Source organism: Lysinibacillus sp. EB106-09-02-XG168 (assembly GCF_058791475.1).
Genome location: NZ_JBYTDN010000003.1, coordinates 3,877,596 through 3,900,944, shown reverse-complemented (window position 1 = coordinate 3,900,944; position 23,349 = coordinate 3,877,596). Strand labels below are relative to the sequence as shown.

Below are 23,349 nucleotides of genomic sequence, written 5' to 3'. Positions count from 1 at the left end.
TCACTTTGATTACTATTGAAGGATATGAATACGAGCTTATAAATGATTACCGAGAAGCTTTCGAAGAGGAAGTGTTCAAGGAACGATACTCGGATATTTTAGCTAGATATGATTATATTGTGGGCGACTGGGGCTATAATCAATTGCGCTTAAAAGGCTTTTTTGATGATAAAAATCAGAAAGCCACTTTCGATACAAAGATTAGTACACTACAAGATTACCTATACGAGTATTGTAATTTTGGCTGTGCCTATTTCGTCTTGCGCAAAACCGGCAAATCCACTCAGCAGCCAGTAGCTGTAGTAAGTGAAGATAGTCAAGTGACAAAGCTTGCTGAGAATGAACAAATAGCAGAATAAACTTTAAAAACCTGATGCAATTTGCATCAGGTTTTTACTTTGTAGTGATAGGTTTTTAAAAAATGGTGATAATAAAAGTAAATACAATAAATTGTTTTATTTTTGGCTTTTCACCCAAGTTGGAATGACACTTTAGATTGATATAAGTTGATCTTCGTTACGACTGGGCGACTCCTTGGGGATTAGCAATAGAGGAACGAAGGCTAAAAGCATCACATCCTGTGATAACTCCTTCGTGACCAACATCGTGCTGTCGCTGCGCTTTCGCACAAACAAAACTCTCTGCTGTCGCTACGTTGGCACTATGCTTTCGCGCAAAAACATCTGTTGCCCCAAGCGGCTCATCGGACGCCCCCAGGAAGCTCTGTGCGAAAGCGAAGCGACAGCAACAAATGTTTTAACTGTGCGAAAGCAAAGCGACAGCAGCAACAAAGCGCCCAGTCGGAGCGGAAATCAACCTCACGCTATGGAAATGAGCCTGTATACTTGGCTTTTATAGCAACCTACTTATTTTATATTAAAGGTGTGTGTTGTTTAGATGAAAAAAGCTGTATTTTTGGACCGTGATGGGGTCATCAATGAAGTATTAACGGATCGCGTTAAATTTGTAAATAAACCTAATGAACTTTATTTCCTACCGCATGTTCCGGAAGCAATAAAAAAATTGAATAAATACTTTGACTATATTTTTGTAGTAACCAATCAAGGTGGCGTTGGATTGGGGTTTATGAAAGAAACGCAGCTACAAAAAATACATGAGCATATGGTAAAAGAATTGAAGAAGGAAGGGGCCGCTATTCAAGAAGTCGTATATTGTCCACATAAACCAAAGTCGGGCTGTGCCTGTCGTAAGCCCAAGAGTAAATTAATCGTTGATCTTGGTGAAAAATATAATATAGACATGGCAAAATCCTATATGGTGGGAGATACGGATACAGATATAATAGCAGGTAAAAGAGCGGGAACTAAGGGAGTATTTTTAGGTGCAAAAGATCCGCTGGCAGATGCGGTTTTTCCAGATTTAATTAGTGCTGCTGATTGGATTATTAAGGATGCAACAGCTTAAAGCTAGTGTTGTTGAGATAGAAAGAAAAAGCGTATAAATCATTTGAAAAAGGATAATTTATTTATTGGAGGTGAATAATTTGACTAAAGAAAATAAAAAATCGTTAGATCGAGAAGAATATGGATTTGGCTTTGATATTAGTGTTGATGATTTAGGAGTAATTGGGCAAAATCAACAAGCCAAAAAACAAAACAATAATGAAAACAAAGACAAGCCTCACAATAAGGATAATCCTGCTACTATAAATAATGAAAAGTAGGGGCACGATACAATGCTCCTCAATAAGATTCTTACAAAAGAAATTCCGCCTTCTTTCTGTTGTACAGTGCGTAAAGTATATCCTTATGTCTGTAGAAAAGCGGAATTTTTTTGTATTTAATTCTTAATTTCCATTATGATAGGCACAAGAAACACCTAATTTGTAGAATATAGAAAAACCCTTTTACTGTATTGTGAAACCACGCCAGTCTCGTTTTCTTCCATGGCGTGTTATTAATTCAAGCTCATTTCATTATAATTATATAACACTTTTTATGTTCAGCTTGTCGACTCATTCTAATGATGAGGAACCGTTGATTTCTCACGGAGAGTGGCGACTCCTGCGGGATGAGCTTGCGCTGAAAGCCCCAACTCGGAGTGGAAATCAACCCTTGTTCGTATACACTTCTTTTGTTGACAAGCTGAAACACGAATTTGAATGGTGTTAATTTAATAATTCACGTAAATATTCTCGTAGCTCGACTGTCTCTTCTTCAGTGCGATTATAAACGTGTTCAAGATAGCCAGGCTCTTCTACATCATCTGGACCGATTATTGCAAAGCGTCCAAATTGGATGTCCATGACAAGCACTTTCCCAAAGAAACGACCCGATTGCAAAATGGCTAAATCATAACGTAACTTTTCCCCAGCAAAACTAACAAAGCGTGTTTTTGTATCTTCTACATCATCATATAAAAAAAAACGTTCCATCTTTTAATCTCCTTCCAGTCCTATAGATATGGTACTATAGAAGAGAAATGACTATCAACTTTTAAAGATTTGAATGGGGGCTTTCCTTGTGTATTTTGTAGATCGTAATAAAATCACAAAAAACTTACAGTACTTAGATGGGCTATTAGGTATTTTAGAGTCAGAAAATAGCTGGCTAGAAAACGATATTAAGGAATTAGCAATCGAGCGAATTGGTCACAATGTGATGGAGTCAATGATGGATGTTGGAAATTTAATGATTGACGGCTTCATTATGCGTGATCCAGGAAGCTATGAGGATATTATTGATATTTTAATCGATGAAAAAGTCGTATCTACTGAAATGGAAGAACCATTAAAAGCAGTAGTTGGCTTACGTAAAATGCTTGTTCGTGAATTTACAGATGTAGATGTTCAGGAAGTTGTGAATGTATTAACAGCTACTTTACCAGCATTAAAACAATTCTCACCAGCTGTGAATAGTTATTTAACAAATGAACTTGGCCCTGTTTCAGCGTTCTTACCAGAGGATCATCAATGAAAACCTACAAGGCCTATTGCTTTGATTTAGATGGGACAGTGTACCGTGGAAAGGATGGAATTCCTTCTGCAATAACTTTTATACATCAGTTACAACAAGCTGGAATTGAGCCATTTTACGTAACAAACAATTCTTCTAAGACAAGAGAGCAGCTGCAGGAAGCTTTAAACGCTATAGGTGTGAATGCACCATTAGATCATATTTACTCTAGTGCATTAGTTACAGCGAAATATGTAGCCTTGAATTTCCCTGGCAAAAAGGTAGCCATGTTAGGTTCTGATGGTATTCGTAGGGCGTTATTTAATGAAGGCATTGAACCTACCGAGGATGAGCCAGAGGTATTTGTTATGGGGATTGATCGAAATCTAGATTATATGGCACTTGCGAAGGCAACGATTGCTGTGCAAAATGGGGCAACGTTTATAGCTACGAATCAAGATATTAAATTCCCAACAGAACATGGATTTCTCCCTGGTAATGGGTCATTTGCCCGATTAGTAGGTGAGGTTGCAGACGTTGAGCCACTCTATATCGGTAAACCATCTCCTGCAATGCTTGAAGTCATTGCAACAGAGCATGGCTTTATGAAAGATGAAATGGTGATGATTGGCGATAATTACGACACAGATATTATGTGTGGGATTCGTTTTGGCTGTGACACAATCCATGTAAATACAGGTGTTACACCTTCAAAGGTTGTACTTGAGAAGGAACAGCAACCTACTTATGTGGTAGAAGCATTAATTTAATTTCGTTCATCTGAAGTCTCACATTTTCTATAAGTGTGAGATGAATTCGGGTTTATAGTTACTTTTCAATTGCTGTCCAAATATCCGTATAAAAAGTTCAAACATAAAAAAAGGATGCTTATGTCGATTTTTTTGGCATAACATCCTTTTTATATGTTCAAATTTAATAGTAAGCGGTTCAACATTATTTGAATGGGGTATTAAGCCTTCATTACCATAACGGATTTTCTTCGATAAATTGATAAATTGCATTCGTTAACTCTTCAGGAGAATCAGCTTCAACTAATTCACCATTGACGATTGCATAAAATGATTCTGAACATTTTGTACAGTAACTAAGGCAGCCATATTCCAAAACGTCAATGTTCGGATCGCGTTCTAGTACTTCATATGTTTTTTGAGAGCCGTTTGCTAAATTACTTATACAAAATTCAACCATTGGATTCATACGTGTCACCTCACCAAGGTAATGCTACTCGCTTTTAAAACATTCGTCAATAATTTGAGTTGGCCGTGAGATAAAAGCCCATATTCAGTGCTAAAGCTGGATGGATACAAAATGATGCTCGCTACAGTGATAAACTATCTTTGCAAAAGTGATGAAAGGGATTTGGGCAATAGCGACAAATTGTCAAAGCAGTAATCATTCAAAAGCCGTTCGAAAAAGGCAAGTTATCATTTGTTTTGTGAAATCTTTCACAAAATTGCATTATGATATTGTGAAACTTCTCACAATCGGTTATACTCGTTTGTGGATACTTTGTGAACAATTAATATAAGAGACATAAAAGGAGACTATTATGGGAAAATTAGTACTTTTAGGTGGCGGCTACGGCAATATGCGTGTCATGCTTCGACTATTACCAAACCTTCCATTAGATAAAGAAGTTGTGATAGTAGACAGAGCCCCTTTCCATAGTTTAAAAACAGAATTTTACGCATTAGCAGCAGGGACTGCAACAGATAAAGAAATTCGTGTATGCTTCCCGGAGCATGAACGTTTAACGGCTGTATACGGAGAAGTTGTTGAAATTAATCGTGCGGAAAAAGTAGTCATTCTAGAAGATGGACAACGTATTGAATATGAAGATTTAGTAGTTGGTCTTGGCTGTGAGGATAAATATCATGGTGTACCAGGTGCAGAGGAGTACACATATAGCATTCAGACAATGGCGAAATCACGTTCAACATTCCAAGCACTTTGTGGTTTACCAGCAGGCTCTTCAGTCGGAATTGTAGGAGCGGGCTTAAGTGGTATTGAGCTTGCAAGTGAGCTACGTGAAAGCCGTTCAGATTTAAAAATAAAGTTATTCGACCGTGGTCCACGTATTTTAAAGGACTTCCCAGAAAAGCTAAGTAAATATGTAAAAGACTGGTTCGTAAAGCATGATGTTGAAGTGATTGCCAATTCAAATATTACAAAAATCGAACAAGGTAAAATTTACAATCACGATGAAGAAATTGTACTCGATACTGTAGTATGGACTGCTGGTGTACAACCAGTCAAAATTGTTCGTGATTTGGAAGTTGAGAAAGATAAACAAGGTCGTCCTCTTGTAACACAATATTTCAATCTTCTTGATGACGAGAATGTATATATTGTAGGTGACTGTGCTGCTTCAGAATTACCTCCAACTGCGCAGTTAGCAGAGGAACAAGCAGAACAAATCGTAAAAGTACTTCGCATGCGTTGGAAAGGCGAAAACTTACCTGAAAAAATGCCTGATATCAAGTTAAAAGGGTTCATGGGAGCGCTTGGTAAAAAACAAGGCTTTGTTTATTTAGCAGATACAACAGTAACAGGACGTATCGCACGCTTAATGAAATCAGGACTATTATGGTACTACAAACGTCAAAATGATTAAATTAAAAAGGGATTGCTTCGAAATTTATTTCGAAACAATCCCTTATTTTTTCTATCAATTATGCCTCGACATAATTGCAGCTGTCACTACGCTTTATGCTTGGATTAAACAGTTTCATCTGGCGTGAAACCTAGCTTTTCAAGTGCAGTAAATATAGGCTTTAGTTGCACATAGCCTTCGCCCACTACTTCATTATTTATAAGGACAAGCGGATAAAAAAATTCATCATCTTGAATGCGAGCAGCATAATCTTGATCGCGCTCATTCTCAATTGGTCCTTCTATATCGATATATCGAATATCATATCCTTGGTTTGGATATTTTCGATCTATGGCTGCTTGTAGCCATTCATATGTATCTTTTGAAGATGGTGCATTAACACAGCTAGCGCAAATTACCTCTGTTCCGTAAATTTCAATCTGTGGTTTCGTTTGACTCATAGCATTTCCACTCCTCGTGATTCAATATTGGATTTTTTCTGTTGCTAACATTATAATCATTATAAGGAAAGGAGTCGAGACAAATGGCAGAAGCAACAATTAACGATCAAGTTCAAGAGGTATTAGATAAATTACGCCCATTCTTACTACGTGACGGTGGAGACTGTGAATTAGTAGATGTAGAAGACGGCATTGTAAAATTACGTTTACTAGGTGCATGTGGTAGTTGCCCAAGTTCAACAATCACACTTAAAGCTGGTATCGAACGCGCATTATTAGAAGAAGTACCAGGTATTATTGAAGTGGAGCAAGTATTCTAATGACTAAAAAAGTTCTAGCTGATTCATTCAAGCTAGAACTTTTTTTCTTACATTTGTCGAGTATGTTCTTTTTCTTCTCGAATAATAGCCCACTGTTCCTTAGCCATATCAATGATCTTTGCCTCTCCACCTATACTTTGCTTTTCAATAACCTTTGAAAAGAAGCGTGTAGCATTCTCTATATCACCGATACGTCGTGATAGTTCTGCAATCATATACATAATTCGTACATCAGACATTTGCGTTGAGCTGTAATCCTCAGTTGAATATGAATCCATATAGTAATCTCGGGCCATTGTCATAAAACGTTTCTCTTGCCCTTCGTTTTTAAGTGAACGATATAGCCATGAAAGACGTAATGTAAGTCCAGCTATAGCGACAAATTTTTCTTTTTTAATCGTACCGCAAAGAAACGCTAATTTATAAGCTTGTATCGCTTGGAAGACAGTACGTTCTCCCTTAAAATCATGATGCACCCACTTTTCAGTAATTTGTGTGCGAATTTCGTCTTGCGTGCCAGGGGCAAAATATTTTGAAAAATCTTCTGTAAAAGAAAAGCCGCAATGTTCACAAACGAATACATTATAATAAAGGGCATTTACACCGTCTGCATAAATAGGTTGAAAATCTGTTTCTGTATGATCTACTTTAATGAATTTAGAGCGTACTTTTAATGTAGGAAATTCTTTTTTGCAATGAAGACATTGAGTTTTTTTTTCGTAGTAAGGTGAAATCTCCATATTTGATACCTCTTTCTTCGATTAATTACAACTATTATACCAATGTAAATTATATAAACATGAATAAAAAATACTATTAATGTGAAAAATATTAGAATTTTTACTAATAATCAGGTTTGTTATGATCTGTGAGGTTGATTACCTTTCCGACTGGGCGCTTTCCACGAGAAGTGATCAGGTCAGCTCTGACTTCTCTTCAATCAACTACTTAGCATACGTTTTACTAAATGTCATCCTTAACTTTTGGTAATGTACTAAAATCCTCTTGGAGCTGAATGTTTGTCATACAATAGTCAAAATTGATATGATAATAATTAAGAAGGAAGGTGATTGGGATGACAAGTAAGCAAGTAATTGAAGTTACTGAAGCGGCTGTCTTTCATATTAATGAAATGGTGGAGCACAATGAAGAGCAAGGTGCGTTTTTACGTGTAGTTGTTAATGGTGGCGGATGCAGTGGCCTATCATACGGTATGCATTTTGATCATGAGAAAAAAGAAGAAGATATTGAAGATGTACAACATGGTTTAACAATTCTTGTTTCCCGTGAAGATGCGCCGATTTTAATGGGAACAAAAATTGACTATAAACAATCGCTAATGGGCGGTGGCTTCACGATCGATAATCCAAATGCTATCGCATCATGTGGCTGTGGCACGTCTTTCAAAACAGCAAAACGTGAAGGTACGCCTGAGATTTGTGATTAAAAAGTAAATGTCTAAATGTTGAAGTAGAGTTGTAATTAACAGTAGAAATTACTGTGTACAAAATTCAAATGTGTAAATACAACCCTAATGAGGCATTTAGGATTTGATACCAGGCCTTTTTAATTTGTATGTTGCGAAAACATAACAAATTGAGGAGGCTTTTTAATATGGTTTTAAAAAAGAAGAAACGAACAACTAAGGTAAAATGGCAATGAGCAAGGAATATCCAACTATAATAAGTAACAACGAATGCGCACTTTAAAGTAACTCAAAAACATTATGTTTTTTATAATCATGAATTATTGCGTTAGGTAATAATTCCATCGATTCTTCTTTAGTAGCCCACATAAATTGCTCATGTTCATCCGAAAGAGATATATCATCATTCTGACATTCACAAAGAAATGTAAGAAGTACAATTTGTCGTGTTTTATGAGTTGAAAAGGTCGTAGAAAAAAGATGCGTCGTTACGCTAATAGTTAAACCAACCTCTTCAAGAAATTCTCGTTTTAAAGCGACATCAAATGTTTCTCCGAATTCTAAAACACCACCAACGCTTTCCCATGTGCCTGCTCCTGTTTCATTAAAAGAAGAGCGCTTCACAATTAACATTTTATTATTTTTTATCAAAACACCTTTCACTGCTACTTTTATTTCTTCCATTATGACACCTACTTTAGAACAGTACTAATTCCGCATATTTGATATATTCTTTTAAAAATACAGGTGCTTGAGGGTTGTTAAGTATTTCTTCCATTGATAACAAAAATATTTTTTCTACTTCTTCAGGTTGTTTAACAAAAAAATCACCTGATTCATATTCACAAAGGAAAATAACATTAACAACGTTTTCACCTTTATCTGTTACAAATGAAGTACTATGTATATATTTCAAATTCTCTTTAATCGTAATACCAATTTCTTCGAAAATTTCTCTTTTCAAAGTTTTTTCTAATATATTTGATGAATTTCCTTCAATCTCTACTTTTCCGCCAACAAGTGAAAGTAATCCACCGGCATGTTCTTCTTTTTTACTTCTCTCAATAATGATCCACTTATCATCTTTTCTTATGGCTCCTTCAACATTGACAATAAACAAATCTAACGCCCCTTTACAAAACTGAAAATTCTGTCTATATAAAAATAACATAGTAAAATGTAATTTAGCAAATGTGTAGTAAAAGAGATTAAACTTTACCATGGGGAAAGTTTAATCTCTTTTACTTTTCATTGGAGTGAGCTTAATTTTTCAACGAGCCTTCAACCGTTTTAGGGTATAACAAAAGGACTTGCAAATCTGAAAGTTAATTAATGAAACTAATTATAATAAAAAAGAACCTTTTTCTTTTATTCTTCTTATTTAGCTTTCTAAAATTTATTATTGTTACGGTTACTATATAAATAATGAATAAAACAAGAAAAATTAAATAATACAATATAAACTTAGTTGCAAATACACTTTCAATATCCTTATACGTAATAAATAATGTAATGATCATACCTACAAAAACAACTATATATAATGCTTGTAAAAATGCCTCTCTTCAATTAATCGATACCTCGAAATTCTTATGTATTACAACTACTATTCAGAATTCTATTTTCTGGTAAAATAATGTAATGAGTATTACCTTATCATTTGCCACAGGCTATGCTATGTTCGTTGATTCACATTAAAAATTCATTCTAATGAATGGTACAGGGAAAGCCTAAACAATAAGAATGGTAACGATTTTTTCGATATTTTAGAAAATGGAGCAGAACCTTTTTGTATTTCTTTTTAAATGAAAAATAAGGCCACGATATTTCGAATCGTGGCCCTATTAGTGTACCAATATCTCACTGCTAGTGAAGCTGTGTTAATACATAATCATAAATTTCATCTGATGATTTATTAAGAGCTACGGAGAACTCTGAAAAAATGTTCTCTTGTAAAGATTGCAGTAATTTCTCTTCTTGGTTAGGGAATTTTTTTTCACTAGCACTATATTCAATCTTTTTTCGTAACAATGTGTTTAAAAGGTTTGCTTGTTTTTGGCGATTACCGGATTTAAATATTTCTAGATAAAATCTTGATCGATGAGTGTTTTGTTCAATCCATTCTACGCCAGGTGATGTGAATGAATGTAAAATATTGAGCGCTTCTTCTTTTTTAATAATGTCTCTTAGGTGTTTTTTTGAATTGTCAATAGGGGTACGAATAACTAATTGTGGTTCATTTAGTGGTTGTAAAACGTAATATGTTTTTGTAATGTCGTTAAAGGTTTGTTCACAAATATCTTTAATAGAACAAAGTCCATGTGATGAATAAATGACTACATCGCCAACATTGTACATGTATATTCCCTCCAACAAACTATATTGTCAACTTAGTTGACTAAATTAATTGTAAGCAATTATAAGAATTTTGTCAACTTGATTGACGATTGCAGTTATTTTTTTGTATATTAGTAACGAAAAATAGGGAATGAAGGTGAAACAGTTGAAGGACGAATTGCAGAATCGAGATGTAATTGACTTGTTGAACGAACGTCACGAACTACTTCGACGACTTGCTGAAGAGAAGTGGAATAAGCATCATAATATTTATATTTCTAACTCTGAATGGTGTATTTTGGGGATAATTTATAATAAACAATTTATGATTTCAGACGTTGCTAAGGGTGTTGAATTTACAAGACAAGCAACCCATAAATTTATAAAAAGTTTGGAAGCAAAAGGATTAGTGAAGGTTACTGATGTCGAACATAGTAAAAAACATAAAGCAATTCGTATGACTGAATTTGGTCAAGAATGTTTTGAAAAGAACGAATGTTATAAAGCTGATATTGAACAACAACTAATTAATACTATAGGAGAAGATCAAGTAAACAATTTAAAAAATATATTAAAGCTTAATTGGAATATGGAGCAATTGGAAGCATAATATTCGTTGATCTCGTCTGTGGTGCTAACGAAGTACTCTATTTTTAGTTGCTTTTTAACTTCTTTCAGCAAGTGTTTTTGGTAGCGAAAGCAAAGCGTCAGCGGCAATAACGCTAAGGCGAAATTAACTACACATTATGGTGATGGTCCTGTCATTTGTATCGGTGCGACTCTTTTTCAAAATTGGCGTACATATGTATTTTATAATCGAGATGTGGAGTAACCATAAAATTCTGAATAAATACTTCTGTATATAGAAAATAGGCCGTTATAATAGTGATATAGAGGTGAAGAATATGAAAAAAGATAGAGGAAAAGTTTGGTTGGGCGTTGCGGGGGTAACCGTAAATGAGGTAGGCCAATGGCTAGTTGTTAAAAAGGCCTATAGCGGATTAAAGGGAAGATGGTCGTTGCCAGCTGGTTTTGTCAATGCTGGTGAAACGGTAGATGAGGCTGTTGTTCGTGAATTAAAAGAAGAAACGGGGATTGATTGCTATGTATCAGGCTTAATTGGTTTTCGAACGGGTGTGATTCGTGGTGACATTAGTGATAATATGGCGATATTTTATTGTCGGATGAAAGATGAGCAACAGAAGATTTGTCTTCAGGAAAAAGAATTATTAGAGGCGAAATGGATGTATCCAAAGGAGCTAGCTCAAGATGAGATGACATCAGTGATGTTAAAGGAAATGGCATCTAACCAATTTGAAAAGCACCAATTAGAGGGGATAGAAGGTATAAATCCAGGAGATGTCTTTGGTTATTCCTCTTATAAATTGTTCTTTAAAAAATAGAGCGACAGGGGAGGGGGCCTATGATGGAGCTTTTTTTGTTTATGTTAGAGCGTGTAGGGCTAATCATTGTGTTTGCCTTTTTAATGTCAAGGTGGCGCTTCTTTCGGGGCATGCTCTTTCAGGATCAAGGGGTTCAGGAAAAATCTTGGCTCATTATCATTTTTAGTGCTCTAAGTATAGTGAGCAGCTATACAGGGATAAAAATCGAAGGTGGTACTATTTATCCTTTAAATCAAATGATACATAGCACTATAAATGCAGAGGAGGCAATTGCGAATACGAGGCTAATTGGCGTAGCAATTGCGGGTATTTTTGGTGGGCCACTTGTTGGCGTTAGTGTGGGGATTATTGCGGGGATTCATCGTATTACTCTCGGCGGTTTTACAGCGGTTGCCTGTGGTGTTTCGACTATACTAGCGGGATTCATAACAGGTAGTTTAAGTAGGCAATTAAAAATACGTCAAACCTTCTCCTATAAAAAGGCTGTTATGATCGGAATTTGTGCAGAGACATTACAAATGATTGTTATTTTACTAATAGCAAAGCCTTTTGAACAAGCTTTGCAATTAGTTTCTTTAATCGCGCTACCAATGATTATTATGAATGCCCTTGGGATTTTAATATTTTTCATTATTATTAAGACGTTTATTGATGAGGAAGAGCGCACAAAAGCATTACAAACACATCAAGCCTTTTCTATTGCGCAACAAACAATCGAACATTTCCGTAAAGGGTTAAATGAAGATTCATGCCGAACGGTTGCGGAGATTATTAAAAGAGAGATTAAGGTTGATGCAGTTGCGATTACAGATACAAATGGAATTTTAGCACATGTAGGAGTAGGCGAGGATCATCACGTCATTCATCAAGAAATAATAACAGCTTTAACGAAGAGAGTATTAGTAGAAGGACGAATAATTACAGCGACGTCCGCAAAAGAAATCAATTGTCCACATGAAGATTGTCCGCTAAGTGCTGCAATTGTCTTACCATTAAAAGTACAGCATAAAACGGTAGGTACTTTAAAGCTATATTTTATCAATGTTTCTTCATTAACAGGGGCGAAAAAGGAGCTAGCTGAGGGTCTCAGTCGACTATTTTCCTCGCAGCTTGAATATGCTGAAATTGAGCAGCAAAGAAAGCTATTAAAGGATGCCGAGATTAAAGCGTTACAAGCACAGGTTCATCCTCATTTCTTTTTTAATAGTCTCAATACTATTTCAAGTCTGATCCGAACAGATGCTGATGAGGCTAGAGCTCTATTGATAAAGCTTAGTACGTTTTTCAGGAGTAATTTGCAGGGAGCTCGCCAAATGCTGATTCCGTTAAAAAATGAAATTGACCACGTGGAGGCTTATTTGTCGATTGAACAAAAAAGATTTCCAAACCGTTATGATGTGAAGTTTCACTTAGATGAATCACTGTTTGACGTACAAATCCCCCCATTTACCTTACAGCCACTTGTTGAAAATGCCATTTATCATGCCTTTAAAAATCGTAAGGAAGGCAAGATTGCCGTGAAGGTGCAGCGAATCAATACTAAGTTAGTACTGATAACAGAGGACAATGGCTGTGGGATGAGAAAAGAGCAGGTTAAACAGCTTGGCAAAACGATCATGCAATCCGAACAAGGAACCGGGACAGCCTTATGGAATATTTATCAGCGTATCCATGAAATTTATGGAACTGATGCAGATTTTCACATTTCAAGTACGTTGGATGTTGGCACAAAAATTATGATACAGTTGCCATTAAAAGCCACAAGATGGGAGTAGAGAAATGTTAAATGTCTATATTGTAGATGATGAACCGTTAGCAAGGGCTGAATTGCGATTTTTATTAGAGCAAACAAAGTTAGTTCAGATCATTGGTGAATCGGAGGATCTGGAGGGAATACTGTTGGATCCGCAGTTTGAGCAGATTCATTGTGTGTTTTTAGATATACAGCTAGGCGCAAACAATGGCCTTGAATTGGCAAAACAGCTGCAACTAAGCATACGTAAACCTGAAATTATTTTTGCTACTGCTTATGATGAATATGCATTGAAGGCATTCGAAGTGAACGCCTTTGATTATATTTTGAAACCATTTGAGCCAGAGCGTGTACAAAGTGCTGTTGAAAAGCTGGTGGCTAAAAGAAGAACAACACAGGTTAAGACAATGGAAAAATTAAAGGATATACAATTGGACAAGCTTGATAAATTAACAGTTTATGTGAATGATCGGATTTTACTTATTAAAATGCAGGAAATTTTATATTGTACATCTGAAGATAGTAAGACGATTGTTGTCACGGAGAAAGGGAGATATTTTGCTTCAGAGTCATTAGCAGCTTTGGAGAATAAACTTACTTTAAAAGGCTTTGTGCGGGTCCATCGGGCATTTATCGTCAATTTAGAGCATATTGAAGAGCTTGAGCCATGGAGCAGCTCAAAATACAATTTGATTTTGCATAATAGGCATTCGATTCCAGTCAGCAGACTTTATATGAAGGATGTGCGAAAGATATTTCAGCTATCAAAATAACTACATTTCAACAGTAGAAAACACCCTTTCAACTTAGAATTCTTGCGTTTTAGTGAATTTTGTGAATAATTGTTTAATTCGTTTGCTATGATGTGGAAAAAGTAAAAGGAGTGATAAAATGAATGCTATTACAATTGTGATAGGTTCTATTTGTGTGCTGATGATAAGTTATCGTTTGTATGGCATATTTTTCACAAAGAAGGTACTTAAGATAAAAGATGATACGCCCACCCCAGCACACGCTATGGAGGATGGTAAAGACTATGTTCCGACGAATAAATGGGTGACATTTGGGCATCACTTTGCTGCGATCGCAGCAGCTGGACCGTTAGTCGGACCTATTTTAGCTGCACAATTTGGCTATTTACCTGGGCTCCTTTGGCTGCTAATTGGTGCGGTAATCGGTGGTGCGGTACATGATGCAGTAGTGTTATTCGCTTCAATGCGCCATGGTGGAAAGTCTTTATCTGAGGTCATGAAGAAGGAATTAGGACCTATTGCAGGATTCTGTACAGGCCTTGCCATGCTTTTCATAATTACAATTACAATGGCCGGGCTATCGATGGTTGTCCTTGGTGCGTTAGAGCGAAATCCATGGGGAACTTTTGCGGTAGGGATTACTATTCCAATAGCTATGCTTGTTGGTATTGCTTATCGTAAAACAGGGAATTTAATTGTTACATCGTCAGTTGGCTTTATTTTGTTGATGATCGGTGTATTTCTTGGACCGATGATTAAAGGAACAGCATTTGGCGATTTTTTAACGTTTGACCGTGATACTTTAGCTATTATTTTACCGATTTATGCATTCTTTGCAGCGGCATTACCTGTTTGGCTCTTATTAGCGCCGCGTGATTATTTAAGTAGTTTCATGAAAATTGGTGTATTTATTGCTTTAATCATCGGTGTCTTTTTCGTTAACCCAGTTATTCAATTCCCACCAATTACGGAGTTTATTCATGGTGGTGGTCCTGTAATTGCTGGTCCAGTATGGCCATTCGTCTCTATCACAATTGCCTGTGGGGCTATTTCTGGCTTCCATGCTTTTGTAGGCTCTGGGACAACGCCGAAAATGATTGATCGCTGGGAAGATATTCGCATTGTCGGTTTTGGTGCGATGCTCGTAGAGTCTTTAGTAGGTGTAATGGCTTTAATTGCAGCAACAGCCCTTCATCCTGCAGATTATTTCGCGATTAATTCAGCCCCAGCAGTCTTTGCTACATTAGGAATGGAACCTGTTCATTTACATGCACTAGCTGAAAGTATTGGGATGGATTTAGAAGGACGTACAGGAGGAGCGGTAACGCTTGCAGTTGGGATGACTGATATTTTTACAGGAATTCCTTGGTTTGCTGAACTATCTTCTTATTTCTATCAATTCGTAATCATGTTTGAAGCGGTCTTTATTTTAACGGCTATTGATGCTGGGACACGTGTAGCGCGCTATTTAATCCAAGATTTTGGCGGCAATGTATACAAGCCACTGAAGCGGACAAATTGGATTCCGGGTACAATCTTTGCAAGTGCACTTGCATGCTTCATGTGGGGCTACTTATTGTATTCAGGAGATATTAGTTCAATTTGGGTATTATTCGGCGTTTCGAATCAGTTGATGGCAACAATCGGTTTAGTATGTGGTGTAACAATCGTATTAAAAGTTGCAGATAAGCGAATCTACGCCTTAACTTGCTTTATCCCATTGGCCTATTTATATGTCACTGTAAATGTAGCCGGCTTTTGGATGATTAAAAATGTGTATTGGAATTCAGCGGCGGCTGGTTACAATATGTTAAATGGTATTTTGTCTGTCATTATGTTAATGTTAGGCTTTATCATTGTTATTGCGGCCATTAAAAAATGGGCAGAGCTATGGAAGTCACCAAAATTTTTATTATCGCAAACAGCTACATAATGAACAGCAAGAAACTATTGAGAATTAGTTGTATACTAGTTTTCAATAGTTTTTTTTGGGGTTCTCATCAAAAGTTGTAGCTGCATTTGTTAGAATATATGCCATATATAGTTGATTGGAGTGGAGACTGGGCGACTCCAGGAAGCTCTGCTATGCGCGAAAGCGAAGCGTCAGCAACAAATGTTTTAACTGTGCGAAAGCGAAGCGTCAGCAACAAATGTTTTAACTGTGCGAAAGCGAAGCGTCAGCAACAAATGTTTTAACTGTGCGAAAGCGAAGCGTCAGCAACAAAGCGCCCAGTCGGAACGGAAATCAACCATACGTTATGGTGATGATTCCTAAATATGACGAACAAGCGAAATCAAGGATATGTTCATTGAAAGCGTTGTAGTAATCATGTAAACTAATGAGAGGAAAACGGAGGTTATACATACATGGATGGTCCAGTTTCATTAGTACAGTTAATCATTTCAATTTTGTTATTTTTCGTTATGTTCTTTGGTATTGGATTTTTATTGAATATGCTTCTGCGAATGACATGGTTAATGGCAATCGTGTATCCAATTGTTGTTATTTTTATTGTCGATGATGTAAGCTTTTTAGATTATATTTTCAAGCCAGGTTCTGCATTTCCAGCACTTTTAGATAAGTTACAAGCATTGCACCTTGTTGATGTGTCCATCTTATCGGGTGGCTTTGCTGGTTCAATTGTTGCGGGAATTGTCATGATTTATTTACGGAAAAGCGGTTATCGAATGTTTTAACTTCTTTCAGCAGATGCCCAAGCATCTGCTGATTTTTTTATTGAATTTTTCCGATAAATCTTGAAAAGTTTTCGATAAAATCACAAAAGCTTCCGATAAACCGTGAAATGCTTCCGATAAATCACAAAAATGTTCCGATAAATAAAAAAACACAGCCTCGGCATGAGGATGTGTCTGCTTTTACAGAATAAACTGGTATGTGATGATGGCGATAAAGATTCCCGTTAATGCTCCAAAAAATACCTCGCTCCGTTTATGGCCTAGTAATGTTTTTAGCTCCTCCATTTTTTCTTGGCCATCCATTTGCGGCCATTTTTTTAAATCATGAAGCAGTGTTTCAAAATCCTTTCGTAGTTGATTTAATACTGCTGCATGTTGACCTGCCTGGAAACGTACTCCACTCGCATCATACATGACGATAAATGAAAACATAGCGGCTACGGCAAAAATTGGGGAATCTAATCCTGTTTCATAGGCTATAGAGGTTGTTAGTCCTGTTACGGAAGCGGAGTGTGAACTAGGCATACCCCCGGTGGAAGTAAATAATCCCCAGTCAATCTTTCGAGTCATTAAAAAATGAATAGGGATTTTTACAAACTGTGCGAAGAGAACAGCAAAAAGGGCAACGAGTAAAGGGGTATTTTGAAGTAAACTCATGATCATCACAACCTTCACTTATAATTACTTTTATTATAACATTCATTATTTTCTAAAAGCCAAATATTACGCGTTTTCTGAAATTTAGGTATAATAGAATATTGAATGGAGGAATGTACATGCATATTGTAAAAGAAGCAAAAACATTTGAAACGATTTCTACTGAAGTGTTAGTGGTAGGTGTCCCTAAACACCGTGAGCAAATGCAGGAATGGGCAAGCTTTTCATCATTTTATGGAGAATCCATTGATGCGTGGATTAGTGCAGGCGATGTATCTACTACGTTAAAAAAAATGACGAAATTGCCATTCTTGAAGAGCCACGCAAATCTTAAACGCATTTTATTTGTTGGTTTAGATGACCGTAAAGACTTAACAGAAAGCGATATTCGTGCAGCATTTGGGTTGCTTGGGAAGGAACTAAGGGCCTTAAAGGTTAAAGAATATTCCGTTTGGCTTGAATCGTTTACGACAGAGTCGATTACTGTAACAGATGTTGCATTTTTAGCTGGTGAAGGAACTGGTCTTGGTTATTATGCAATTCCTCATTATAAAACAACATCAAATGAAGTAGATAAACGTATTGACGAGGTTCATCTTGTAACTACTGCTAATGATTTAGATGAAGTGGTGGCAAGCTTTGAGGTTGGCGCTATTTATGCAAATGCTGTAAATGAAGCGCGTAGCTTAATTAATTTACCACCAAACTTACTGACAGCGACAGACTTAGCCAATTACGCAGAGTCCCTTGCAGTTGAGTACAATTTTGAAGTGGAAATTTTAGATAAAGCACAATTAGAGGAGCTTGGAATGGGCGGTATTTTATGTGTCAACCAAGGCTCCCATGAAGAACCTCGTTTAATAACATTAAAATATAAAGCGACTGAAAATTTTGATGATCCAATTGGTCTTGTCGGCAAAGGAGTTACGTATGATACAGGTGGCTATTCCTTAAAGCCAAAAGATTCAATGGTAGGCATGAAGGGCGATATGGGCGGTGCTGCAGCTGTGCTAGGTGCCATGAAAATTATTGGTGAATTACGTCCTAACAAAAATGTCTTAACTGTTATTGGCTCTACGGATAATATGGTATCTGAAACAGCATTTAAGCCAGATGATGTTATCACGACGTATAGTGGTAAGACGGTCGAAGTGTTAAATACCGATGCGGAAGGACGTTTAGTATTGGCAGACGCTACTACATATGCTAAACAACAAGGAGCTACTTCTTTGATTGATGTTGCAACGTTAACAGGTGGAGTGATTACAGCACTTGGCATGGATAAAACAGGTGCACTTTCTAATGACGATGAATTTTTTGCAGCTTTCATGGAAGCTTCACAGGAGACGGATGAATTTGTATGGCGTATGCCTTTAACAGAAAATGATAAGAAACGAATTCGTAAATCAGATGTCGCTGATTTGAATAATTCTCCTGGTCGTGATGGTCACATGATTTTTGGCGGAGGCTTTGTGGGTGAGTTTGTTGGTGATACACCATGGATTCACTTAGATATTGCAGGGACGTCCGATGCGATGGCTGTACATGACTTAGGTCCAAAAGGTGGTACAGGTGTAATGGTACGTACACTAGCAAACTTTGTGCAACGTTTAGGAGAAGAAAAATAGAATAGGCGATGGACGTGTGATATATGCATCCCCCTACATACGATAGAGTAAAAAAGGGAGGAAGCTTATGACATTCTTCGGAGGTTATCCAGGAGGTGGCTTTTGGCCAATCGGTGGGCCATTTTTAGGAGGATTTTTAGGAAGTTTTCTTGGATCACAGTTTGGTCCATCTCCATTTTATCCGCCTTTCTATCGCCCATTTCCACCGTTTTACCGGCCAGGTCCACCATTTTTCCGACCAGGTCCACCGTTTGGAGGGCATCGTAGATATTAATTCGAATAAAATAGATCTCAAAAAACCAGATGTCAGTAAGCGACACCTGGTTTTTTCTTTAATAGGTTAAATAAATATCATTTCTATGTATTAAATAAAGTGTTGACAGAATATACTAAATTATTTATTATTCTTATTGTATTAGTAAGAATTAAAATTAAATACGTAGCTGACTAGTAAACTAGAGGCTCTTATTATTCACAGGCATTACTTTTGCCTATGGATAATTTGAGTCTTTTTTTTATCTCTAAGGAAAAACGAAAGGGAGTGAAATCAAATGGGGAAAGTTTTTATAGTGGGTGCTGGACCTGGTGATGTTGATCTTATCACAGTAAAAGGATTAAGGTGTATCGAATGTGCTGATGTCATCTTGTATGACAGACTCATTAATAAGACCCTACTATCCTATGCTAAACGAGAGGCTAAGCTCATCTTTTGCGGTAAGCTACCTCAGAGGCACGCCATGATTCAAGAGCAAATTAATCAAGCACTTGTCAGCTATGCACAGCAAGGATTGATTGTGACGAGATTAAAGGGAGGCGATCCATTTGTTTTTGGAAGAGGAGCTGAGGAAGCAGAGGTGCTAGCACGGAAAAATATTCCATTTGAAATAGTGCCTGGCATCACTTCAGGGATAGCGGCACCGGCATATGCGGGAATCCCTGTTACACATCGTGACCTAGGCTCAAGTTTTGCGATGGTCACTGGGCATATGAGAGAGGGCAAGGATGATGGAATCCAATGGGAAAGTCTTGTAAAAGGGATTGATACGATTGCTATTTATATGGGGGTCGGTAACCTTTCCTATATCCGTCAGCAGCTGCTCAAGTATGGGCGAGATAAGGAAACACCAATAGCGCTCATCCATTGGGGTACATTTTCTCAACAAAAAACAGTCACAGGGACTTTAGCTAATATTGAAGAACTAGTTCAGCGAGAAAATATTCAAAATCCAAGCATAATTGTAGTAGGAAAAGTTGTTACTTTGAGGGAAACAATTCAATGGTTTGAGCAAAACATTCCGCAGCCACAGTTAGCAGAAGTTTCTGTGTAAGGATGTGGGTTTATGCAAGCCATTTTATATATCGCTCATGGAAGTAGAGTAAAGGCGGGAGTGGAGCAAGCCGTTACCTTTCTGAAGAGCGTACAACAAGAGATTGAAATACCGATTCAAGAAATTAGTTTTTTAGAACTCGCGACTCCGACAATTGCTGAAGGGATTGCAAGCTGTATTAACCAAGGCGCTACAGCAATAGCGATCGTGCCTATTTTATTGCTTGCCGCTCAGCATGCAAAGCACGATATTCCAAGTGAGATTGATAAAGCAAAAGAACAGTATCCACAAGTGCGATTTACATACGGTGAACCACTTGGTGTCCATGAATTATTAATTGATACATTACAGACTAGAATTTTAGAAGCAAGGTGCCCGTCTAGCGATGCAAGTGTTTTACTTATAGGTCGTGGGAGTAGTGATCCTGCAGTAAAGAGTGATTTAGCCAAAATTGCAACAAGATTACGTGATAAATACGCTTATGAAGCTGTAGACACGTGCTTTCTATATGGCATGGGCCCTACGTTTGAAGATTGGTTACAACAAGAGAAGAAAAGGGGCAATCAAGTATTTATAGTGCCGTATTTGTTGTTTACGGGGATCTTGCGCCAAAGCATAACAAGGCTATTACAAGATTATGAGAATAAGAACGTTATTTTATGTGAAAGTTTAGGCTATGACGACAATGTAAGGAAAGTTTTAGTGGAACGTATTTATCAATTATTAAAACTTACTAAAGAAGGTGTTTTGTAATGGTAGATAAAAGGACTGAAAATGTAAATCTAGCATTAGATAATGTCCGCCAAATTTTAAATACAGTGAACCACGGATCGATTACATTGATTGTGCAAAATTCCTATGTGGTCCAAATAGAAAAGAAGGAGAAAATACGACTTCGATGATTTAAACTGGCGTGTTGATTAGGGAAAAATAGGTTTATTATTGAGCAATAAAAGAATTTTTTGTTGCTAATTTGCTCATATATGCCCATTTTAACTGATTATAGCGTAGGGCTACTCGACTCCCGCAGGAAAGCGAGTAGCCCGTAGCGGAAATCAGAGCCCTCTAATTAATTTGGATAAAAAAGGTTAATCAACACACGTGTAATTTTAACTTCTTTCAGCAATCGTTTTGTCAGATAAATTATTAAGAGAAGAAAATGATACGAATACGTGAGGTGGCAAGGTTGAAACTGCAAGTAGTAAACAGTCCATTTAATGAGGAGCAGGTAAAGCTGTTAAATGAGCTGCTCCCTAAACTAACAGGAGAACAGAGGATTTGGTTAAACGGTTTTTTAAGTGCACCTCTAGTAACTATTGATCCTGTTGTCGAAGAAGTAACGCCGATAGTAAAAACAATCACCAAAACAGTAACGATTTTATATGGTTCACAAACTGGCAATAGTCAGGGGTTAGCTGAAAAATATGCCTCAGCTTTGAAAGATAATGATGTGGACGTAACAATTTCGTCGTTAGCAACATTTAAACCAAATAATTTAAAAAAGGTAACAAATCTTTTACTCATTGTTAGTACACATGGGGAAGGGGATCCACCTGATCAAGCGATACAGTTCTACGAATTTTTGCATAGCAAACGTGCTCCAAAGTTAGAGCAGCTTTATTATTCGGTGCTAGCCTTAGGAGATAGCTCCTATGAATTTTTCTGTAAAACAGGAAAGGATTTTGATGAACAGTTTGCAAAGTTAGGAGCAACTCGAATCGTACCTCGCACAGATTGTGATGTAGATTATGATGACACTGCAGCACAATGGTTCTCAGCTGTTCAGCAGGAGTTGCTGCAACAGACGAATGTAGCTGATATAACGACTACACAAAATAAAACAGCACAAGGAGACTCTACATATTCTCGTAAAAATCCGTTTTATGCAGAAGTACTTGAAAACATTAATTTAAACGGTCGCGGATCAAATAAAGAAACACGCCATATTGAATTATCCATCGAAGGTGCGAGTTTCCATTTCGAACCAGGAGATAGTATCGGTATTCAACCGGAAAATGATGAAAAGCTAGTCGATGCTTTAATCACAGCGTTACAGTTTGATCCACAAACTGAGGTAAACGTCTTTGAAGAAACATTGTCATTAAAAGAAGCATTACAAAAAAAATTAGAAATTACAGTGCTGTCTAAGCCATTATTAAAAAAAATTAGTGTTTATACGGTACATCAGGAATTTACAAAGATACTTGAAGGCTCGAATTCTTGGAAGGATTATTCAAAAGGAAGAGATATACTTGACGTTGTGGAAGACTTTGCACCATTTATATGGGATGCGCAGCAATTTGTAGATTTACTACGTAAAATTCCAGCACGTCTATATTCCATAGCTAGTAGTCAAAAAGCAAATAGTGAAGAGGTACATTTAACAATTGGGAAAGTAAGTTATGAGACGAATGGACGTCAACGTCTTGGCGTTTGCTCAGGAAGCGTAGCAGAGCGTATTCAAATTGGAGACACATTACCGGTATATGTTCATAAAAATCCGAACTTTAGACTACCAGAGCAGGAGGATACACCGATTATTATGATTGGTGCTGGAACAGGTGTCGCCCCGTACCGTGCATTTTTAGAGGAGCGTGAGGAATTAGGAATCGGAGGGAAAGCTTGGCTAATCTTTGGCGATCAACACTTTGTCACAGACTTTCTTTATCAAACAGATTGGCAACGTTGGCTATCTTCAGGCACACTAAGTCAATTGCATGTCGCTTTTTCACGTGATACAGATAGAAAAATATATGTTCAACATAAAATTGAGGAAAATGCTGTTGCTTTTTATGAATGGCTAGAGCAAGGTGCTGTCATTTACGTCTGTGGCGATAAAGAGTCGATGGCGGCTGATGTTGATGCAACAATCCGTCGCGTTATTGAACAACAGGGACAAAAAACGCCAGAGGAAGCTAAAGCCTTTGTTAATGAGCTAAAACAGCAAAAACGCTATCAACGTGACGTTTATTAACTTCTTTCGGCAAATTTTTTATGTAGCGAAAGCAAAGCGACAGCTACATTTATGCCGAGGCATATTTGATTAAAGGAGCGATAA

Annotated in this window: 28 protein-coding genes; 20 read left to right on the top strand and 8 right to left on the bottom strand. The window is 37.0% G+C overall.

Going from position 1 to position 23,349, the window contains the following annotated elements:
- Positions 1–5 precede the first annotated feature (5 nt).
- The 3 genes from AC3WSO_RS19870 to AC3WSO_RS19860 all read left to right on the top strand — a co-directional run bounded on the left by AC3WSO_RS19870 (position 6) and on the right by AC3WSO_RS19860 (position 1,684).
- Entirely contained in the window at positions 6–359 is a 354-nt protein-coding gene (locus AC3WSO_RS19870; RefSeq protein WP_349661342.1) for a YutD family protein, read from the top strand.
- 538 nt (positions 360–897) lie between these two features.
- Complete coding sequence (locus AC3WSO_RS19865; protein ID WP_492533152.1) at positions 898–1,425, top strand: D-glycero-alpha-D-manno-heptose-1,7-bisphosphate 7-phosphatase; 528 nt, start codon at positions 898–900, stop codon at positions 1,423–1,425.
- A 64-nt stretch (positions 1,426–1,489) separates the two neighbouring features.
- Positions 1,490–1,684, top strand: coding sequence for a hypothetical protein (locus AC3WSO_RS19860; protein WP_492533151.1), 195 nt, complete (start codon positions 1,490–1,492; stop codon positions 1,682–1,684).
- A 444-nt stretch (positions 1,685–2,128) separates the two neighbouring features.
- Here AC3WSO_RS19860 and AC3WSO_RS19855 read toward each other — a convergent pair whose 3' ends face one another.
- On the bottom strand, positions 2,129–2,395 hold the full coding sequence (locus tag AC3WSO_RS19855; protein ID WP_079561497.1) for a DUF3055 domain-containing protein: 267 nt from the start codon (positions 2,393–2,395) through the stop codon (positions 2,129–2,131).
- An 88-nt stretch (positions 2,396–2,483) separates the two neighbouring features.
- Here AC3WSO_RS19855 and AC3WSO_RS19850 point away from each other — a divergent pair, with 88 nt between their 5' ends.
- Together AC3WSO_RS19850 and AC3WSO_RS19845 are read left to right on the top strand one after the other, a co-directional pair.
- The gene (locus tag AC3WSO_RS19850) at positions 2,484–2,936 is read left to right on the top strand and encodes a DUF86 domain-containing protein (protein WP_492533150.1); all 453 of its coding nucleotides are present in this window, start codon (positions 2,484–2,486) and stop codon (positions 2,934–2,936) included.
- Positions 2,933–3,685: a TIGR01457 family HAD-type hydrolase gene (locus AC3WSO_RS19845; protein ID WP_492533148.1), complete on the top strand. Its 753-nt coding sequence runs from the start codon at positions 2,933–2,935 to the stop codon at positions 3,683–3,685. Before AC3WSO_RS19850 ends, AC3WSO_RS19845 begins: the two co-directional genes overlap by 4 nt.
- 211 nt (positions 3,686–3,896) lie before the next feature.
- On the opposite strand, the gene AC3WSO_RS19840 is transcribed toward AC3WSO_RS19845, so the two are convergent.
- Positions 3,897–4,133: a YuzB family protein gene (locus AC3WSO_RS19840; protein WP_492533147.1), complete on the bottom strand. Its 237-nt coding sequence runs from the start codon at positions 4,131–4,133 to the stop codon at positions 3,897–3,899.
- A gap of 352 nt (positions 4,134–4,485) precedes the next feature.
- Here AC3WSO_RS19840 and AC3WSO_RS19835 point away from each other — a divergent pair, with 352 nt between their 5' ends.
- Positions 4,486–5,550 (top strand): NAD(P)/FAD-dependent oxidoreductase, encoded by a 1,065-nt coding sequence (locus AC3WSO_RS19835; RefSeq protein WP_492533146.1) that lies wholly within the window; start codon positions 4,486–4,488, stop codon positions 5,548–5,550.
- 104 nt (positions 5,551–5,654) lie between these two features.
- On the opposite strand, the gene AC3WSO_RS19830 is transcribed toward AC3WSO_RS19835, so the two are convergent.
- Positions 5,655–5,990, bottom strand: coding sequence for a YuzD family protein (locus AC3WSO_RS19830; protein ID WP_492533145.1), 336 nt, complete (start codon positions 5,988–5,990; stop codon positions 5,655–5,657).
- A gap of 83 nt (positions 5,991–6,073) precedes the next feature.
- On the opposite strand from AC3WSO_RS19830, the gene AC3WSO_RS19825 reads away from it, so the two are divergent.
- The gene (locus AC3WSO_RS19825; protein WP_010857481.1) at positions 6,074–6,310 is read left to right on the top strand and encodes a NifU family protein; all 237 of its coding nucleotides are present in this window, start codon (positions 6,074–6,076) and stop codon (positions 6,308–6,310) included.
- A 47-nt stretch (positions 6,311–6,357) separates the two neighbouring features.
- Here the strand turns inward: AC3WSO_RS19825 and AC3WSO_RS19820 are convergent, their stop codons facing one another.
- Positions 6,358–7,050: a DUF2225 domain-containing protein gene (locus tag AC3WSO_RS19820; RefSeq protein ID WP_492533144.1), complete on the bottom strand. Its 693-nt coding sequence runs from the start codon at positions 7,048–7,050 to the stop codon at positions 6,358–6,360.
- A gap of 335 nt (positions 7,051–7,385) precedes the next feature.
- On the opposite strand from AC3WSO_RS19820, the gene AC3WSO_RS19815 reads away from it, so the two are divergent.
- Entirely contained in the window at positions 7,386–7,757 is a 372-nt protein-coding gene (locus AC3WSO_RS19815) for a HesB/IscA family protein (protein WP_492533143.1), read from the top strand.
- 258 nt (positions 7,758–8,015) lie between these two features.
- On the opposite strand, the gene AC3WSO_RS19810 is transcribed toward AC3WSO_RS19815, so the two are convergent.
- The 3 genes from AC3WSO_RS19810 to AC3WSO_RS19800 all read right to left on the bottom strand — a co-directional run bounded on the left by AC3WSO_RS19810 (position 8,016) and on the right by AC3WSO_RS19800 (position 10,094).
- Complete coding sequence (locus AC3WSO_RS19810) at positions 8,016–8,420, bottom strand: NUDIX hydrolase (RefSeq protein WP_492533141.1); 405 nt, start codon at positions 8,418–8,420, stop codon at positions 8,016–8,018.
- Between the two features lie 13 nt (positions 8,421–8,433).
- On the bottom strand, positions 8,434–8,856 hold the full coding sequence (locus AC3WSO_RS19805) for an NUDIX hydrolase (RefSeq protein WP_492533140.1): 423 nt from the start codon (positions 8,854–8,856) through the stop codon (positions 8,434–8,436).
- Between the two features lie 746 nt (positions 8,857–9,602).
- Entirely contained in the window at positions 9,603–10,094 is a 492-nt protein-coding gene (locus tag AC3WSO_RS19800; protein WP_492533138.1) for a CarD family transcriptional regulator, read from the bottom strand.
- Positions 10,095–10,224: 130 nt separating this feature from the next.
- Between AC3WSO_RS19800 and AC3WSO_RS19795 the strand changes: the two genes are divergently transcribed.
- From AC3WSO_RS19795 to AC3WSO_RS19770, 6 genes are all read left to right on the top strand, one after another.
- On the top strand, positions 10,225–10,683 hold the full coding sequence (locus tag AC3WSO_RS19795; protein WP_492533137.1) for a MarR family winged helix-turn-helix transcriptional regulator: 459 nt from the start codon (positions 10,225–10,227) through the stop codon (positions 10,681–10,683).
- 295 nt (positions 10,684–10,978) lie between these two features.
- Positions 10,979–11,476 carry an NUDIX hydrolase gene (locus AC3WSO_RS19790; protein WP_492533135.1) on the top strand — a complete coding sequence of 166 codons (498 nt, stop codon included), beginning with the start codon at positions 10,979–10,981 and terminating at the stop codon, positions 11,474–11,476.
- Between the two features lie 23 nt (positions 11,477–11,499).
- On the top strand, positions 11,500–13,251 hold the full coding sequence (locus tag AC3WSO_RS19785) for a LytS/YhcK type 5TM receptor domain-containing protein (RefSeq protein ID WP_492534424.1): 1,752 nt from the start codon (positions 11,500–11,502) through the stop codon (positions 13,249–13,251).
- A gap of 4 nt (positions 13,252–13,255) precedes the next feature.
- A complete protein-coding gene (locus AC3WSO_RS19780; protein ID WP_492533134.1) occupies positions 13,256–14,002 on the top strand; it encodes a LytR/AlgR family response regulator transcription factor in 747 nt (248 codons plus the stop codon).
- 118 nt (positions 14,003–14,120) lie between these two features.
- Entirely contained in the window at positions 14,121–15,914 is a 1,794-nt protein-coding gene (locus AC3WSO_RS19775) for a carbon starvation CstA family protein (protein WP_492533132.1), read from the top strand.
- 434 nt (positions 15,915–16,348) lie between these two features.
- Complete coding sequence (locus tag AC3WSO_RS19770) at positions 16,349–16,678, top strand: YuiB family protein (protein ID WP_079561513.1); 330 nt, start codon at positions 16,349–16,351, stop codon at positions 16,676–16,678.
- A 180-nt stretch (positions 16,679–16,858) separates the two neighbouring features.
- Here AC3WSO_RS19770 and AC3WSO_RS19765 read toward each other — a convergent pair whose 3' ends face one another.
- On the bottom strand, positions 16,859–17,341 hold the full coding sequence (locus tag AC3WSO_RS19765) for a divergent PAP2 family protein (protein WP_323648097.1): 483 nt from the start codon (positions 17,339–17,341) through the stop codon (positions 16,859–16,861).
- 113 nt (positions 17,342–17,454) lie between these two features.
- On the opposite strand from AC3WSO_RS19765, the gene AC3WSO_RS19760 reads away from it, so the two are divergent.
- The 6 genes from AC3WSO_RS19760 (at position 17,455) to AC3WSO_RS19735 (ending at position 23,265) form a co-directional block, all read left to right on the top strand.
- Complete coding sequence (locus AC3WSO_RS19760; RefSeq protein ID WP_492533131.1) at positions 17,455–18,963, top strand: leucyl aminopeptidase; 1,509 nt, start codon at positions 17,455–17,457, stop codon at positions 18,961–18,963.
- 67 nt (positions 18,964–19,030) lie between these two features.
- Positions 19,031–19,237, top strand: a complete 207-nt coding sequence (locus AC3WSO_RS19755; protein ID WP_197144264.1) for a uroporphyrin-III methyltransferase — start codon at positions 19,031–19,033, stop codon at positions 19,235–19,237.
- Positions 19,238–19,514: 277 nt separating this feature from the next.
- Complete coding sequence (gene cobA, locus AC3WSO_RS19750; RefSeq protein ID WP_492533129.1) at positions 19,515–20,291, top strand: uroporphyrinogen-III C-methyltransferase; 777 nt, start codon at positions 19,515–19,517, stop codon at positions 20,289–20,291.
- A 12-nt stretch (positions 20,292–20,303) separates the two neighbouring features.
- Positions 20,304–21,044, top strand: coding sequence for a sirohydrochlorin chelatase (locus AC3WSO_RS19745; RefSeq protein WP_492533128.1), 741 nt, complete (start codon positions 20,304–20,306; stop codon positions 21,042–21,044).
- The gene (locus tag AC3WSO_RS19740) at positions 21,044–21,193 is read left to right on the top strand and encodes a YezD family protein (protein ID WP_079561519.1); all 150 of its coding nucleotides are present in this window, start codon (positions 21,044–21,046) and stop codon (positions 21,191–21,193) included. The genes AC3WSO_RS19745 and AC3WSO_RS19740 overlap by 1 nt, the downstream gene beginning before the upstream one ends.
- Positions 21,194–21,477: 284 nt before the next feature.
- Complete coding sequence (locus AC3WSO_RS19735) at positions 21,478–23,265, top strand: assimilatory sulfite reductase (NADPH) flavoprotein subunit (RefSeq protein ID WP_492533127.1); 1,788 nt, start codon at positions 21,478–21,480, stop codon at positions 23,263–23,265.
- Positions 23,266–23,349: the final 84 nt, after the last annotated feature.